The organism is Paenibacillus sp. NMA1017 (assembly GCF_058895805.1).
On sequence record NZ_JBZXYR010000012.1, the window covers coordinates 96,498 to 112,785 of the forward strand.

Here is a 16,288-nt window from a genome sequence, read left to right on the forward strand (position 1 = left end):
CGCCTCACTTTCCTGTTTATTTCATTAACCGAAAACGGCTTTCGCTAGTATCTCGGCTGTTAGGTCCTGTAAAGACGGCAAATTCACCGCTGTCACTGTCGAAGCTCAAATCTGCATGATGATAGCGCAGCTGAGGCTCGGTCAATGCAAATTCCACTTCCCGGCTTTCGCCTGGGGCAAGAAGGACTTTGCAGAAATCTTTCAGTTCTTTCATTGGGCGAACCGTATCACCGCTGATATCACGAACATAGAACTGGACGGTTTCCTCGACCGGACGTGTTCCTGTGTTCGTTACCTGCACTTTCACGGTCAGTTCCTGACCAGGTATAAGGGTATCGCCGGAAAGCTGTACGCTGTCATAAGCGACATTGGTGTAACTCAGTCCATAGCCGAACGGGAATAAAGGTTCGTTCGGTACGTCTAGATATTGAGACACATAGCGTTCTTTTGTATTCGGATCTAGTTGCGGGCGTCCCGTATTAAAATGATTGTAGTACACGGGCACCTGTCCGACCGATTGCGGGAATGACATGGTCAGGCGACCCGTAGGTTCGGCATCACCGTACAATAAATCGGCAATCGCCGCGCCGCCTTCGCCACCAGGGAACCAGGCTTCCAGTACGGCGTCTGCTTCTTCAATAACACCATGCAGATCCAACGGACGACCATTAAATAATACGGCTACCATAGGCTTGTTCAGCGTCTTCAGGCGCTTTACCAATTCCAACTGGGCTTGTGGCAGGCGAATATTGGAACGGCTGCCTGCTTCACCACTCATATCCGAGCGCTCTCCAAGCGCCAACACGATAACCTCTGCTTGGCTGGCAGCTTGCAGAGCTTCTGCATATTGTTCCTCAGTGATATCGTCGATAGAGCAACCTGTTGCAACCGTGAGCAGCGAGGAGGATATTTTCGATTGGAACCCGTCAACAACGCGAATAGCTTCCTCTTGCGAACCGCTCCACGACCAAGAGCCCAGGATATCACCGCTCTCTGCAAAAGGCCCGATCAACGCAATATGCTGATTGCGATTCAATGGAAGAATGGAATCATTTTTGAGCAACACGCAAGATTTAATAGCTAATTCTCTGGCAACCGTACGGTGAGCTTCGCAGAACACAACTTCACGTTCACGCTCAGGGTCTGCGCCGCGTAGCGGATTTTGGAACAAGCCCAGCTTTTGCTTAAGCTTCAATATACGCATCACTGCTTCATCAATGAGCGCTTCATCCAACTGTCCGCTGCGAACCAGCTCAGGCAGATGCCCGTTATAGCAAGAGGTCATCATTTCAATATCTACGCCAGCCAGCAGTGCTTTCTTCGCTGCCTCGCGCTCATCCTCGGCGATGCCGTGAGGGATAAGCTCCTTGATGGCGGCCCAATCCGAGATGAGTACACCATCAAAGCCCCATTCATCACGAAGAATTTCACGCATCAGGCGCTTATTGCCCGTTGCGGCTACGCCTTCGACGGTATTGAAGGATGTCATCACCATTTCACAGCCTTCATCCAAAGCAGCTTTGTAGGAGGGGAGATAATACTCTCGCAGCTGCCATGCGGATACATCTACAGTATTGTAATCCCGTCCGCCTTCGCCAGCTCCATATGCGGCAAAATGCTTCACGCATGCGGCTACCCGGTCGGTATCGTTCGTCAGGTCTTTACCCTGAAACCCGCGCACAAACGCACGGGCAAATTCGCTGTTGAGGTAAGGGTCTTCCCCTGTAGATTCCATCACACGGCCCCAGCGCGGGTCACGCACCAGATCGACCATAGGGGCGAATGTGACGTGAACACCGGATACAGCTGCTTCTCGAGCAGCAATAGTAGCGCTCTCTTCTGCCAGTCGCATATCCCATGAGCAACCAATAGCTAGCGGTATAGGGAAAATCGTTTTGAAGCCGTGTACAATATCTGCCATAATTAAAAGCGGAATACCCAGACGGTTTTTACTCAAATGAGCCTGCTGAACACGAATCGCTTCCTTAGCCCCTGCGAGGCCAAGCACGGAACCGACGTTGTGGACATTTTTTTCTGTAATGCCGAGAGAAGCCATAGGGCCGGTAATTTGGCTATCTGTTCCCGCTTCTTCAAAGAAGGCACCCACAAGCTGTAGCAGCTGGTCGACTTTTTCTTCAAGCGTCATGTTTTCTAAATAGGAATTCAGGTGTTGTTCCATCATAATCCTCCATAAGCTGTATTGTTGGTAGACAGCTCTCTTTCTACAGATTCATGAGATTTTTTGGATAAAGATGATTCAAAAAAGTGCTGAACAGGCTAATAGCTAGTATAGAAGCATAATATTCTGTCGTATTATTAATCGAAACGTTTCTATTGTTGAACTCAGTTGGATTATATACGCTTTCAAATACAGAGTCAAATCCAATTCAGGGGGTTTTTATAGGCTAAATAACGTAATAAAGATGATATATACGAAAAAAAGTCGGGAATTTGTGCAAACAAAAAATAATATCCCTATTGAATACGGTTTCAATTTGTTCTATAATGACTATCGAAACGTTTCTATTGATGGGTATGGTCCTTGTGCTTTGAACATAAGTGTTATAGCGGTATGCTTTAATCGCTAGGTATTTACATGCATCAGGATTTTACAAAATTCGATTCCAATCAATTATTGAATTTTTGCAAAGTCCTCGTATTTGAATCCGTTATCATATTGCATGATCGGTAAACCGGTCATCTCGGGAGGAATTCGTATGATGAAAAGAACGTTGGGGATCATTTTGGCAAGTACCTTATTACTAGGAGGCGCGCTGGCAGGCTGCTCGTCCAAGGATGATTCGTCTGGCAAAGATGCAAACGGCAAGACGACCATCACCATGTGGGGTATGGGAGCGGAAGGAAAGTTGCTGCCTGAAATTGTGAAAGATTTTGAGAAAGAAAACCCAAATATTCACGTTGATGTACAGGCGTTGCCTTGGGATAACGCTCACGATAAATTGCTAACGGCTGTTGCCTCGAAGTCTGGTCCGGATGTGGTCCAATTGGGCACGTCATGGGTACCAGAGCTTGCGTCTGCGGGTGCATTGACAGACATCACACCTTATATCAGCAAATATCCTGAGCTGGAATCGAAGAATTTCTTCGAGGGTGCTGTAGGTACGACAAAATTTGAAGGAAAACCGGTCGGTGTACCTTGGTACACTGAAACGAGAGTTTTGTTCTATCGTTCTGACCTGCTGAAACAAGTCGGATATAATGAAGCACCTAAAACGTGGGAAGAGCTTTCCGATGCTGCCCAAAAGCTGGCGGCTCGGGGCAAAGGCAAATATGGCATCTCCTTTAGTGCAAAGGAGCAGTCTATGGGCTTTATGTTTGCTCTCCAGAACGGTTCCAAACTGGTTGACGAGCAGGGCAATCCGCTGTTCAACCAACCGCCGTTTGTAGATGCTGTGAAGTATGTAAATACCTTTTTCCAAAATGGCTCTAACGCAGTGGATATTGGAATTGACTCCGTTCAAGGTTTGCAAGGTGAAGGTATTGTTCCAATGTTTATCAGCGGTCCTTTTATGATTAAAGAAATCAAGAGCAAGGCACCAGAGCTGGAAGGTAAGTGGAATATAGCGGAGCTTCCTGGCAAAGTAAACAACCTGTCCGTTTTGGGTGGAGCGAACCTTTCAATTATGCAATTCAGCAAGCACCCAGAGGAGTCGGCCAAATTCATGGCTTACATGAGCAAACCAGAAACGCAACTGAAATGGATGGAACTGTCCAGTAACTTGCCTGCGACTACTAAATCGTGGGAAGATGCCAAACTGAAGAGTGATCCGATGCTTCGGACGATTCGCAAACAGCTGGATCATTCCGCAGCATTGCCGCAACTGGCCGCATGGGAAGAGGTTTCTCAACAATTCATCAAGAGCTTCGAGCGTATTTACCGCGGTCATGCCGATGTACAGAAGGAAATGGATGACTTTAACCAGCAGGCTGCAAGTATTATGAAAAAGTAATGATCCATATCCGCCATTGTCAAAGGGAGTGAAGGCATGAAAGGAAGCTCGCAGAAGCTTGCGCCATACTTGTTTATCGGTCCCTCCATCATCCTGTTGACGCTGTTTTCGCTGTTGCCGATTCTACTGGCGCTCGTAATCAGCTTCACGGATATGGATCTGTCAGGACTCGTTAATTATGATAGTATTCGCTTTATAGGTCTGGAAAATTATACAAACGTACTATTGGACCCTTCCTTTATAAAGTCCCTTGGTAATACCCTGTTCTTCGTCATCATCGGTGTTCCATTGGTGCTGATATTTTCGCTTAGCATCGCGATTTTGATTAACATGGGTAAGTCACGTGCCTTCAAAGTATTCCGCGTCGTATTCTATCTACCGTCCGTAACGAATGTGGTTGCGGTCGCGGTCGTTTGGAGCTACCTGTATAATCCGACGCTTGGATTATTCAACTATGTACTTGGTTTGATGAATTTAGGTCCCGTCCCATGGTTGACCGATCCAACAGTAGCGAAAGTTTCGTTGATTGTGTTGGCAGTTTGGCGGGGCATCGGCTTAAACATGATTATCTTTATTGCGGCTATTAAAGGGATTCCGGGTTCTTATTATGAAGCGGCTCAGCTTGACGGTGCCAATACATGGCAGCAAATTCGTTATATTACGCTTCCGCAGCTTCGTTACGCTATTTTCTTCGTGTCCATCACGACGATGATTGGCTGGCTGCAATTTTTCGAGGAACCGTTTGTCATGACCAAAGGGAAACCGCTCGATGGCACACTGACGGCATCCCTGTTCATTTACAATAACGGCTTCCAATTTAGTAAATTCGGATATGCCGCGGCGGGATCGTTCATTCTGTTCTTCGCGATCATCGCGGTGACGCTGATTCAGTTCCGTTTGCAAAATAAAGCGGAGTCCTGATAGAGAGAGGTGATGAGCGTGAAAACAGCTGTTCAGCAAGCCCGCGCCAACTCGCGCAGTGGTGAAAAAACATTTCAATGGTTCGTGGCGATTCTCCTGACCGTGGGAGGTCTGTTGATGGTGCTGCCTTTTGCGTGGATGATTTTATCCTCCTTTAAGACAGAGGGTGAGGTAACCAAAATTCCTCCGACCATCTGGCCGCAGCATTTTACACTGGATAATTTTAAATTACTATTCGATAGCATGGCTTTTGGAACCTATCTGACGAATACGCTGATCATTGTGTTAGCTTCCTTCTTCGGATTATTCCTGAATGCCATGGCGGGTTATGGCTTTGCCAAATTCCAATTTAAAGGAAAAGGGTTTCTATTCTACCTGGTACTGGCAACGATGATGATTCCAGGTCAAGTGACGATGATTCCCGTCTATTTGATCCTGAACCAGATGGGATTGACCAATTCCATGCTGGGGATTGTCCTGCCTGGATTGGTAGGCGCGTTCGCGATCTTCCTGTTCCGGCAGTTTATGTCCGATATCCCGGAAGAACTGCTTGAGGCGACACGTCTTGATGGAGCAGGGGAGTTCCGCACTTTTCTACAAATTGTATTACCTATCTCGACACCAATTATCGCGGTACAGGCCATCCTGACCTTCATCGGCGGATGGAACAGCTTTCTGTGGCCGCTCATTATTGCGAATGATGAGAAGCTGTACACCTTGTCCGTCGGACTGTCACTGCTCAAGGGGCAGAACGAAAGTCAATTTGCCCTTCAAATGGCTGGCTCAACCTTCATGGTCGTTCCGATCATGATTATCTTCATTGTTTTCCAAAAGTATATTATTGAGAACTATACGATTTCGGGGATTAAGTAATAGTGTAGTGTGAATACAAGTCATAGTCACAAGAACGAACAGCGGAGCTTCTCTTTGGGAGAAGAGCTCCGCTGTTTTTGCTTTCATGGATAAATTTATATATGAGTTAGACAATATTGATGGGACAATGTACGAAGTTTTCTTTTTAGTCTGTAGATTCGAGTCGTTGTAGCCGTAACCGAAATATTATATTTGGTAGCAAGTAAGGGCACAGCCAGTTGTCGACAAAAGTAGTCCTGATAGAGCGTATATTCATTTTTTGAAAGCTGCATCAGTATGTTAACAATAACCGTATCCACATCTCCCAGCCTTCGATTCTCCCACTCTTCATCTACCGAATTTGAGAAACCACATATCTTCTCACAATCAAACGTAGTTTCATGCTTTTTTTGTGTATAGTAGCACCTAAATGATTTATATATGAGATTCTTAGCCGTAAGGTACAGCCAACCCTTTACATTGGGGTGATGTTTGAGCTTGACCAATTGCTGTCTTGCCGCTACAAAAGTATCTTGTGTACATTCTTCTGCCATAAATTTAAAGCAAGACTGATTCTTGATTAAATGCATACAGAAATGATATACCTCGCTCAGATAAAGTTCACAAATTTTTCTGTAAAAGCATCTGGAACTACCTCTGCACTGATCCTCTTTGCAACAGTCGATAACCATCGTGGTCGGCATTTGTTCAAGCCCCCTTTGGACGGATAAAAAAATAAATGTTTTTGTATGTTCCAATCATATACATTAATTCCAATTTTCAAGAATGACATTAATCATATTTAATCTCGTAAATGTGGAATTACTAGAACAATTAAAAGATATTTTAAGGTGATTTTGATTCTGATACGGAATTAGTTAATAGGGGGAGAGGGTGCATCAGGTGAAAGGGGGAAAAGGATGAAAGAATCCATAGTATATAAACGTCTGGTGGCAACATTTAGACCTCATCTGAAGACGGTCACGATCATTTTGATATGTCTCATCCTATCAGCGGGCTTGAATATATTATTGCCTTTAACAAGCAAGATTATTGTGGACCAAGGTCTTCTGAAAGGGAATATGCAGACTGTAATCCTGTACACTTCTGCTGCGTTTTTAATCGTTTGCTTGGACAAGCTGCTGCATGTGTGTAAAGAAACCTTTCGGGCAGGCTTAAGTGCACAGGTTACCTTTTCTTTATTTGAAAAGGCGTATCTGCATCTGACAAGAGTCCGAATGAGCTATTTTAACCGAACCAATGAAGCGGAGCTGCTGAACCAAATTGGCACGGATGTAGGCAATGTATCAAGGATCACAGATAGTGGAGTGTTTTTTGTTATTATGCAGGCATTCAGCATGATTGGTGGTTTATGTGGTTTGCTGCTCATTAACTGGAAAATGACTGTAATCGTGCTGCTCTTTTTACCCATCAAATATGTTGTGGTGAAGTATTTTGTGAAGCGTAGAAAAAAACTGGTAGGGGATTTAATTGAAGGCAGTAGTGATTTTGCCCAGTGGTTTGGGGAATCTGTCGGGGGCATGAAGGAGCAGCGAATGTTTGGTCTTATTCCACATAAGCATCAGCAGTTCTCAACCAAGCAGCGTCGAATTGTAGATTCAGAACGGAAATTGTCACTTCTGGACGCCTGGAATATCGCTTCGGAATCTATATTAATTCAGCTTCTAATGATGCTCGTGTACGTTGTGGGTGCTAATCTTATCTTTCGTTTACAGCTCACTGTAGGGGGGATTTTTGCCTTTGTTTCTTACAGTGCTTATGTTACCACTCCTGTTTTCGCTATTTTAAACATTGGCTACATGCTGGCTGAAGTCGTTCCCTCCGCCATTCGATTTTATCAGTTCTTGGACTGGGCAGAGGAAGAGACATCTAATTCAGTCACCCCAGCGTCTATACTAACTGAGCCGCCATTCGAAGATCACATTGCATTTCATCATGTTTCTTTTTCTTATACCAAGGATGAACCCGTCCTATCCGACGTGAACTTTAGGATTGCCCGAGGGGAAAAGGTAGCTATCATTGGAGCAAATGGGGCAGGGAAGTCTACGCTGCTGGATTTGATGATGAGATTCAGCCAGCCTGATCAGGGGATAATCACCTATGACGGCATTGACATCCAAAGCTATGAAATAGATGAGTATCGAAGTCAAATAGCTTTGGTCAGTCAGCAGGTGTACTTATTTGATACTACTATTTTTGGCAACATCCGCATAGGCACAGAAGTCACTAATGATGCAATAGAGGGCATTATCGCTGAGGTTGGCCTGGAAGAATTGGTTCAGAACTCGGCAGATGACTTCCCCATAGGCTCGAACGGCTCCAGATTGTCGGGTGGGCAAAGACAGAAAATTGCTATGGCCCGGGCATTGATCAGGGAAGCGTCATTGTTTATTCTCGACGAGGTGACCTCCAATCTGGACACAGCAGCTAGGCTAAATGTTCAGCAATTGTTGAAGACCCGGTTGCGTGATAAGACCGTAATCATCGTTACACATCGCAGCGAGATATTAGCGCATGTCGATAGAGTTATTTTGTTGGAGAACGGCGAACCAGCCCAAATAGGATCACACTCCCATTTTATGGCCTGTCATGCGGAATACAGAGGATGGGTATTAGAGAAAGAAGAGGTACCCATAAAATGATGAAAAAAACAAACGCTTTCATAATGTGATTTAACACCATGTACGGAATTAGTATAGGTGAACACCTTTTTAAATCATATCATGAATGGGAGGAGTAGTTTAACATGCGTAAGCTTGTGAAAAGAAGCGCGAATGTAGGCGACACGATTGAGGCATTTGGCTGTGGTTGTTCCTGTTACTGTCCTTGCTCCTGTTATTGCGCAGGCAGTCTGACTCGAAGCTCCAATACATCGCGAGAAAGTGACGGTTCTTATCGCAGAGATAATGGAACTGGAATTGGTAATTATTAAGCTTGTACCTGTATGGAGGAGCCTGGACATTCCAGGCTTCTATCCACATCAAAACAGAGTAGGTGTGAATCATGAACGTGTGCCAACCCTTTATATACACATTTCAAACGAGACTCCACCATTATGTATATGATGTAAATACTAATTTAATTTTGCGGATTAAAGAGGAGGCTTATCATTTTCTGAATTCGCATTCCAGCTTCGATCTGGATCAGATGGAGGCTACACCGGAATTGCAGCAGTATATCCGTGACTTGTTGGATAACGGATTTTTATCTTCACAGCGTCCGCAGATTATGAATCATCCCAAGACAAAGCACCTGGAGCATATGCTTCAGCATCAGCTGAAAACCCTCACCTTACAGGTAACTCAAAATTGTAATCTTAGATGCTCTTACTGCGTTTATTCAGGAGGATATGACAATCGAGGTCATACAAGTCTGATGATGGATTTTGAGACAGCGCGCAAGTGTATTGATTTTGTCATTGATCGTTCAGTAGACAGTGACCGTTTGGATTTTGGCTTTTATGGGGGAGAGCCACTCATTAATTTTCCGTTGGTCAAGAAGTGTGTGGAATATATCAAGGAGCAGGTAGCGTATAGAGATGTAGGCTTTCATTTGACGACCAATGGTACGCTGCTTAATGACGATATTCTGGACTTTCTGGATGAACATCGTTTTGTGCTTACGATCAGTCTGGACGGAGACCAAGAGAATCATGACAGAAACAGACGATTTGCTGTTAACGGACGGGGCTCCTTCGATACGATCATTGCCAATGTGGATAAAATTAAGAGAAATTACCCGGACCTCTTTGAATGGATTAATTTTAATGTGGTGCTGGATACCCGTAATGATTTTGGTTGTATTAATGACTTTTATACGAATTATGAAACCTTCGAAAGTCTGTACAGTGTAAGGTCGTCCTACATTAACGATGCTTATGTGAAGGATGAAATTTTGTACAGGAATGAATTTATTGAGCAGAGGGGCTATGAGGTAGTTAAAATGATGCTTTCCAAATTTGGGAGAGTAGATGAAAGCCATGTCTCGAAGCTGATTAAGGACTATTATATCCAGATATATTTCCGAATGTTTCATTATAGAAAGCCTTCTGCGGGGATGCCGATAGAAGCGCATCATGGCGGACCCTGTGTGCCTGGTGTACAGCGTTTGTTTGCGGATGTGCATGGAAATCTGTATCCATGTGAACGGGTCAGTGAGCAGTCGGAGGTGGTGCAGATTGGAACGGTGGACATGGGCTTTGAAGTGGATAAAATCAGCCGAATTTTGAATGTAGGGACAATCACGGAGGATGCATGTAAGAACTGTTGGAATTTCCGTTTTTGTACGTTGTGTGTTGCTGTAGCAGATGATTTGCATACCTTGTCCAAAGAAAAGAAGCTGAGTCATTGTTCGGTAGTCAAAAATGATATTCGGCACACCTTACTTGATTATTGCATGATGAATGAGCTGGGCTATGATTTCTCCGAGGATACGATTCTCGATTTTGAAAAAGCATGAGGGGTGTCTCCATGACCAATAAATTAATCATTTTTCCGTTTGATTATGAAACGATAGCCTTGGTTAGGAACTTGAATCTATTAGGAAGTTATGAGGAAGTTGTACTTATTTCTTTTCAAGGGTCGGGTATGATCGGAAAAGATGCCTGTGTAACGGACAAGGGGGAAGTGACAGGCTTCATCGTGAAGCCAGAGTCTTGTTTGGAGCAAGAAATAGAGCGTTGTGATGCTATATTACTGGTGAAATCCAATTTCAAGCTGGATGTAGCTGAGGTGTATCTTCCCGTGATCAAGAAGGCTGGACAACTTGGCAAAAAAGTCATGTGTAATTTCACTTTGCCAGACTCATGTATGGAATTCATTGAACCTTGTGAGGAGCATGATGACAAGCTGATTTTAAAAAATGCATTTGATGTACGCACGAAAGATATTTCACCGCCTGACCCGGGCTCTGTTATTCATGATTTTTTCACACCGGTTCTATTTGTATTAGGGCTGAACGAGCGAACGCATAAGCTTAATTTACAGTTTAACCTTCGGCAGAAGCTTGAAGCACAAGGATATCGCGTGTCGCAAATCACATCTAATGGATGCGGAGAGCTGATGGGTGCACATTCTTTTCCACAGTTTATGTTTGAGAGCGGTATGACGGAAACCCAGAAGATTATCATGTTTAATCGGTATTTGAAAAAAATAGAGCAGAGCGAAAAGCCTGATCTAATACTCGTGGGCATTCCGGGTGGGATTGTTCCCTTTAACAATACGTTCACGAATTATTTTGGAGTAACCTCTTTTTTGGCATCCCGTGCTGTCAGACCGGATGGCCTGATCTGTTGTCTTCACTATGATGAATACAATTTGAAATATTTGGAGCATGTGAAACAGTACATGGAAAACCGTTTTTCCTCTTCATTATTGGGATACGCCATATGTAACAATGTATTCGACAGTTACTCTTCTTCCACGGTCAATATGCAATATGCATCTGTTGATCATCGTTTCGTGGAAGAGAAAAAACAGGAGTTTTCCAATTATTCCGTGCCTGTACTCCATCTGTCCAACGATGAAGATATGAATAGGCTGACGGAGGATATTTTACATTATTTTTCGGTTGATCATCATGTAGTTCAGTTGTAATGGAGGGAAGAATATGAACTTTACTCAGGATGTAACGGGAACAGGAATGACACTGGAAAATATATTTTGGAAGCTTTTTAAAATAAAAGCGGGCGAGATCAATAAAGAGGCTACATTACTGGGTCCTGATATGGGGTTGTTTCCCAGAGATCTGGTATATCTATTATTTGAAGTGGAAAAAAGCTTTGCTATCCTAATTCCGGAAGAGCGTATAGTGGGAGGGGGGTTGCTTACATATAACAGCTTGTATGAGACGATAAAGGACTGCTTAACAGTGGAAAAGGAATGAAGGATTTGTGAAAATGATGATAAAACATACAAAAACATACAAAAAAATCCGATATACCTCTAGAATCACTTATTTCAGGATTTTGCAAAATTCGATTTCAGTCGCTTACTCGATTTTTGAAAAAATCCTCATTTAGAAGAGAATTGGAGGTTTTAGGATGAATGTATCATTTACATCATCTCACCAATCGCCGTTCCGCACCGCAGATAACAACCGACTTGAACTACGGCATCCCCTTTCCGCTCAGGCTGAAAAGAAGGGTATAGGCAAGCCACAAAACAAGGTTATTCAACAATTGACAGAACAAAAGCAAAATTTGATGGAGAGGCGTTCGGACTATTTAAGTAATGCGCTCAAGCGTGGTCTCGGTCCAGAAGCTGTAAAAGCTGAAATGGAAGAGATAGATAAGCAGATTCAGCAAATTGACGAGAACATTCAAAAGCAGTCACTGGAAGAGCAAAAAAAGGCTTTAGGCATGGATGAGGAGAGTAAAAAAGAAGCTCAAAAAGGCAAAAAGGAAGAATATACGCCTAAGACTGCTGAGGAGCAGCAGCAAAGATTGATCACCTATACAATGCATAGTGTTGTATCTGCAAACAATGAGCTGAAGAGTGCCAAAGTAGCCAAAACGGCACAAATCACATTGGGAAGCGAGGCTAAGGGGTGGGAAAACGCCAACCCTGCAAAATCAGCGGCTTTGCGTGAAAAGGTAGAGGGACTTAATGGAAAGATCATGGAAATCGCTGCGAATATTAATGAGCGTATCAGTGAAGCAGTGAATAACGAACCGATGATTACAGATCGGGTTGAACCTAAGGGTGAGCAGGAGGCAAATCCAGAGGCAGGCAGGGTGTGGACTGAACAAGAGCTCAATGCCTATCTGGACTCGGCTAAAGACGGGGCGAAGACTGCAGGCACGAAGGTAAATATTGCAGTCTGATCCAGCTATTATGTACATGGTTTGCTAAATTAGGAGGGTGCTTTCAGGCGAACGCTATCGTTCGCAGAGGCACCCTCCGCTTACTCTAATGGAACGGAACAGAGTGGTGAGATTCATTCCACAATCCGAAGAGACAGGGGGAGAAAAAATGAATGGCAAGATTCATGTAGCCATTATTGACGACGGAGTTAATAATGGCTTTTTAAACACCCAATTATTATATAACGTCGAAATAGTTCATGGAGACGTAGAAGATGGACATACCTTAAATCACGGTACGCTATGTGCAGCTATTGTACAAACGTATTTTCCAGATGCGATCATTAGCAGTGTAAAAATAATGAGCCATAGAAAAGGAAATGCAACTCAGCTTTGTGCTGCGCTGGATTGGTGTGTAAAACATGGTGTACATGTAGCCAATATCAGCCTGGGGAGTATAAATTATCGAGATCGAAGCATGCTGCGGACAGCTGTAAATGATGCAGCTATGGCGGGATTAATTATAGTATGTGCTGCACAAAACGGAGGACTTCTTACTTATCCGGCCTCCTTTGCCAATGTGATTGGTGTACGCTGCGATCATAGCGGTATACTCACAGCAGGACAATATACATATGATGCTGAGAAAGCATTCTCAAGCGGTATCGATTTTACCGCTTATGCCAAGCATGAACTAGTAGGTGCAGCTGGAGAGGCTGTACAATGTCCCAACAGCAATAGCTATGCCACTCCATTGATTACAGCACGCATATGTAAAGTTTTGCAGCAGTCCAAATCTGTTCCTTCCATAGAACAGCTAAAACATATGTTACATAAGTATAGCTATCTTCCGATACAGGATACTAAATTACCCGTAATGCGTTACGGACATCCAGATTGGATCCGGCGCGCCTATGTGTTTATAGAGGATTGTGCAATTAGTTCGAAAGCACCCTATTATTTTCAGACCCAATGTGAAGCTCAACTCCCTGGCGACAAAGTTGCCGCGATCTTCGAACAAGCCATCCTGCAGGAGCGAGAACAACAGGACACAGCGCTCGAAGGTGGACAACGGGTATACGACCTTACAGATACGATTGTCTTGCTAGGGGAAATGGAGCCAGTGAGTTTGCAGGAAGTGGAGCAATTGGCTTCACGTTATGGAAAACATGTCGTCTATATCTCTAAAAATCAACGACACACCCCATCACTGAATTTTTCATCTTGCTATTTGCGCTGGTGGCAGCAAGAGGAGGGGCTTTTTATGACGCAGGAGGAGACTATCCCAATAGAGGATTCACGCATACCGCATATTTGTATTTATTATGACAAGGGCATTGACATTATTTATTTTTTGCATGAGTTGAGAGGGGCCTTTGCCCGGGATGAATACCAAAGCTGGATCGCGGTGGACCAGTCCGCGGCAGTGTTGCATGATATGGAGTATACGCTCCCTTCGGATGCAAGCAATGGACTACAGGAACTGTTATATAATGCGGGTACAATGGCATATAACGCTTATACGGATATTGCTATTTTGTGTGTAGAGGCTGCGAATACTAAGGATTACACTAAAGAACGAGTTTTATTAGGCGTAGATATTGAGCTTTCTTTGCTGGTGAAAGCGGAAACTGAAGGTATTTACATATCTATACGGACAGAGCAGGGATATTTGAAAGAAGGGGTCCTCTCAAACTTAAACGCGGGCGATATAGGTGGTATTTATACATATTTAGAACAACTGTTGGTAGACTGATATTCACTATTTAAAACAGACTGCAAGATACGGCAGTAGCACTCTTTTGAACGCACCTGTAATCCGTTATTACTATTTATTAAAGTGGTTATTCACTCAATAAGTTTGTTTATAAAACAAATATTTAGAAATACGTAACCAATTGCTTATCGTTTATCACAAATGTTAATAAATATATTAAGTATTTAATGATAATATTGACTATAATAAATAGGGTGTGTTATATTAAAACCGTAAATAAAACGGCTTCTTAATCTTGGTGGTGGAACGGATTTTATTTTCGCATTCAGAGAGGATGGTTTAGGTGGCAGCAGCTGTAAAAGCAAAGATGATTGTAGACAAATCTTTTCGTATTGCTGAAGTCGATAAACGCATTTATGGCTCTTTTGTAGAGCACCTCGGGCGTGCCGTATATGGCGGTATTTACGAGCCTACTCATTCAACTAGTGATGAAAGCGGTTTCCGGAATGATGTTAAAGAGTTGGTAAAACAGCTTGATGTTCCAATTATACGCTATCCGGGAGGCAACTTTGTATCCGGTTACAATTGGGAGGACGGTGTCGGTCCTGTCGCGTCCAGACCTAGACAGTTGGAGCTGGCGTGGAGAACGGTCGAGCCGAATGAAGTGGGTACGAATGAATTTTTCAAGTGGGCCAAGGATGTAGGTTCCGAAGTCATGATGGCGGTTAATCTGGGTACACGCGGTATTGATGCTGCGCGTAATCTGGTGGAATATTGCAACCACACAGGCGGCTCCTATTGGAGTGATCTACGTCGTAGTCACGGGGTTGAGCAACCACATAAGATTAAAACTTGGTGTCTTGGTAACGAGATGGATGGCCCATGGCAGATTGGTCACAAGACAGCAGAAGAATATGGTCGTCTGGCTGTTGAATCTGCAAAAGCTATGAAGCTGATTGATCCTGACATTGAGCTTGTATCCTGTGGCAGCTCCAGTTCTACGATGCCAACGTTCCCCGAATGGGAAGCAACCACACTGGATCATACCTATGAGGTAGCGGACTATATTTCCTTGCACCAATACTACGGCAATCATGACAATGATACAGCTAATTATCTGGCACGCTCTATGGATATGGATCATTTTATCCATACGGTCATTTCGACTTGTGACTATATCAAAGCAAAGAAACGCAGCAAGAAAAAAATGATGCTCAGCTTTGATGAATGGAACGTATGGTACCACTCCAATGATGCGGACAAAAAAATTGATCCGTGGTCTGTGGCTCCACCGCAACTTGAGGATATCTATAACTTTGAGGACGCATTGTTGGTAGGCAGCATGTTGATTACGTTCCTGCGCCACGCGGATCGTGTGAAAATGGCTTGTCTCGCCCAACTAGTCAACGTTATTGCGCCAATCATGACCGAGAATAACGGAAAGGCGTGGAAACAAACGATCTTCTATCCGTATCTGCATGCCTCCCGTTATGGTCGTGGGATATCGTTGATGCCTGTCGTGGATTCAGAAAAATACGATTCCAAGGACTTCACAGACATTCCTTATCTGGACAGCGCTGTAGTTTATGATGAAGAGGGAGACGCACTGACTGTCTTTGCAGTGAACCGTCATTTGTCTGAATCGCTGGAGCTGACAGTAGATGTACGTAGTTTTGAAGGCTACCGCATTGTCGAACATACTGTATTGGAACATGATGATCTCAAAGCAACCAACAGTCCAGCCGGTGAAAAAGTTACGCCTCACAACGGTGGCAACGCCAAGCTTGAAGACGGAATTATAAAAGCTCATTTGGGCAAAGCATCGTGGAACGTTATCCGTCTTGCCAAGTCTCATTAATTCTCTTCTGTAAAAGGGGTACAGCTTCGACTGTACCTAAATAAGCTCGCATTCTCTCTTGTAAGAGTATTACAAGAGCGGCAATGCGAGCTTTTCGCGTAAAATGAGCCATTTGTCCCTCCATAGATATAGGGTTCTAAGAGAAG

The 16,288-nt window shown here is 43.9% G+C and carries 13 protein-coding genes; 11 read left to right on the forward strand and 2 right to left on the reverse strand.

Annotation, left to right across the window (positions count from 1 at the left end; translation table 11 throughout):
- Nucleotides 1-16: 16 nt before the first annotated feature.
- The gene (locus tag AC5ELV_RS22445) at nucleotides 17-2,179 is read right to left on the reverse strand and encodes a glycoside hydrolase family 3 N-terminal domain-containing protein (protein ID WP_493431972.1); all 2,163 of its coding nucleotides are present in this window, start codon (nucleotides 2,177-2,179) and stop codon (nucleotides 17-19) included.
- A gap of 538 nt (nucleotides 2,180-2,717) precedes the next feature.
- Here AC5ELV_RS22445 and AC5ELV_RS22450 point away from each other — a divergent pair.
- From AC5ELV_RS22450 to AC5ELV_RS22460, 3 genes are read left to right on the forward strand one after another with little or no spacing between them, the layout of a single operon-like run.
- Nucleotides 2,718-3,971 carry an extracellular solute-binding protein gene (locus tag AC5ELV_RS22450; RefSeq protein WP_493431942.1) on the forward strand — a complete coding sequence of 418 codons (1,254 nt, stop codon included), beginning with the start codon at nucleotides 2,718-2,720 and terminating at the stop codon, nucleotides 3,969-3,971.
- Between the two features lie 36 nt (nucleotides 3,972-4,007).
- On the forward strand, nucleotides 4,008-4,892 hold the full coding sequence (locus AC5ELV_RS22455; RefSeq protein WP_013308374.1) for a carbohydrate ABC transporter permease: 885 nt from the start codon (nucleotides 4,008-4,010) through the stop codon (nucleotides 4,890-4,892).
- A gap of 18 nt (nucleotides 4,893-4,910) precedes the next feature.
- A complete protein-coding gene (locus tag AC5ELV_RS22460; RefSeq protein ID WP_190298452.1) occupies nucleotides 4,911-5,765 on the forward strand; it encodes a carbohydrate ABC transporter permease in 855 nt (284 codons plus the stop codon).
- A 95-nt stretch (nucleotides 5,766-5,860) separates the two neighbouring features.
- On the opposite strand, the gene AC5ELV_RS22465 is transcribed toward AC5ELV_RS22460, so the two are convergent.
- Entirely contained in the window at nucleotides 5,861-6,448 is a 588-nt protein-coding gene (locus AC5ELV_RS22465) for an RNA polymerase sigma factor (RefSeq protein WP_493431943.1), read from the reverse strand.
- Nucleotides 6,449-6,664: 216 nt separating this feature from the next.
- On the opposite strand from AC5ELV_RS22465, the gene AC5ELV_RS22470 reads away from it, so the two are divergent.
- From AC5ELV_RS22470 to arfA, 8 genes are all read left to right on the forward strand, one after another.
- A complete protein-coding gene (locus AC5ELV_RS22470) occupies nucleotides 6,665-8,407 on the forward strand; it encodes an ABC transporter ATP-binding protein (protein ID WP_493431944.1) in 1,743 nt (580 codons plus the stop codon).
- Between the two features lie 104 nt (nucleotides 8,408-8,511).
- Complete coding sequence (locus AC5ELV_RS22475; RefSeq protein WP_080710748.1) at nucleotides 8,512-8,697, forward strand: CLI_3235 family bacteriocin precursor; 186 nt, start codon at nucleotides 8,512-8,514, stop codon at nucleotides 8,695-8,697.
- A 71-nt stretch (nucleotides 8,698-8,768) separates the two neighbouring features.
- Nucleotides 8,769-10,223 (forward strand): Cys-rich peptide radical SAM maturase CcpM, encoded by a 1,455-nt coding sequence (gene ccpM / locus AC5ELV_RS22480; RefSeq protein ID WP_493431945.1) that lies wholly within the window; start codon nucleotides 8,769-8,771, stop codon nucleotides 10,221-10,223.
- An 11-nt stretch (nucleotides 10,224-10,234) separates the two neighbouring features.
- On the forward strand, nucleotides 10,235-11,359 hold the full coding sequence (locus AC5ELV_RS22485; RefSeq protein WP_493431946.1) for a TIGR04066 family peptide maturation system protein: 1,125 nt from the start codon (nucleotides 10,235-10,237) through the stop codon (nucleotides 11,357-11,359).
- Nucleotides 11,360-11,372: 13 nt separating this feature from the next.
- A complete protein-coding gene (locus tag AC5ELV_RS22490) occupies nucleotides 11,373-11,648 on the forward strand; it encodes a peptide maturation system acyl carrier-related protein (protein WP_250242178.1) in 276 nt (91 codons plus the stop codon).
- Between the two features lie 157 nt (nucleotides 11,649-11,805).
- The gene (locus AC5ELV_RS22495) at nucleotides 11,806-12,588 is read left to right on the forward strand and encodes a muscle M-line assembly protein unc-89 Uncoordinated protein 89 (RefSeq protein ID WP_493431947.1); all 783 of its coding nucleotides are present in this window, start codon (nucleotides 11,806-11,808) and stop codon (nucleotides 12,586-12,588) included.
- A 148-nt stretch (nucleotides 12,589-12,736) separates the two neighbouring features.
- On the forward strand, nucleotides 12,737-14,323 hold the full coding sequence (locus AC5ELV_RS22500; protein ID WP_493431948.1) for a S8 family serine peptidase: 1,587 nt from the start codon (nucleotides 12,737-12,739) through the stop codon (nucleotides 14,321-14,323).
- A 304-nt stretch (nucleotides 14,324-14,627) separates the two neighbouring features.
- Nucleotides 14,628-16,142 carry an arabinosylfuranosidase ArfA gene (gene arfA, locus AC5ELV_RS22505; RefSeq protein ID WP_493431949.1) on the forward strand — a complete coding sequence of 505 codons (1,515 nt, stop codon included), beginning with the start codon at nucleotides 14,628-14,630 and terminating at the stop codon, nucleotides 16,140-16,142.
- The last annotated feature ends 146 nt before the right edge of the window (nucleotides 16,143-16,288 follow it).

Bases quoted from the DNA above. Each gene is read 5' to 3' on its own strand.
- AC5ELV_RS22445 (WP_493431972.1), bottom strand. From the start codon at position 2,179: ATGGAACAACACCTGAATTCCTATTTAGAAAACATGACGCTTGAAGAA.
- AC5ELV_RS22450 (WP_493431942.1), top strand. From the start codon at position 2,718: ATGATGAAAAGAACGTTGGGGATCATTTTGGCAAGTACCTTATTACTA.
- AC5ELV_RS22455 (WP_013308374.1), top strand. From the start codon at position 4,008: ATGAAAGGAAGCTCGCAGAAGCTTGCGCCATACTTGTTTATCGGTCCC.
- AC5ELV_RS22465 (WP_493431943.1), bottom strand. From the start codon at position 6,448: ATGCCGACCACGATGGTTATCGACTGTTGCAAAGAGGATCAGTGCAGA.
- AC5ELV_RS22470 (WP_493431944.1), top strand. From the start codon at position 6,665: ATGAAAGAATCCATAGTATATAAACGTCTGGTGGCAACATTTAGACCT.
- AC5ELV_RS22475 (WP_080710748.1), top strand. From the start codon at position 8,512: ATGCGTAAGCTTGTGAAAAGAAGCGCGAATGTAGGCGACACGATTGAG.
- ccpM (WP_493431945.1), top strand. From the start codon at position 8,769: ATGAACGTGTGCCAACCCTTTATATACACATTTCAAACGAGACTCCAC.
- AC5ELV_RS22485 (WP_493431946.1), top strand. From the start codon at position 10,235: ATGACCAATAAATTAATCATTTTTCCGTTTGATTATGAAACGATAGCC.
- AC5ELV_RS22490 (WP_250242178.1), top strand. From the start codon at position 11,373: ATGAACTTTACTCAGGATGTAACGGGAACAGGAATGACACTGGAAAAT.
- AC5ELV_RS22495 (WP_493431947.1), top strand. From the start codon at position 11,806: ATGAATGTATCATTTACATCATCTCACCAATCGCCGTTCCGCACCGCA.
- AC5ELV_RS22500 (WP_493431948.1), top strand. From the start codon at position 12,737: ATGAATGGCAAGATTCATGTAGCCATTATTGACGACGGAGTTAATAAT.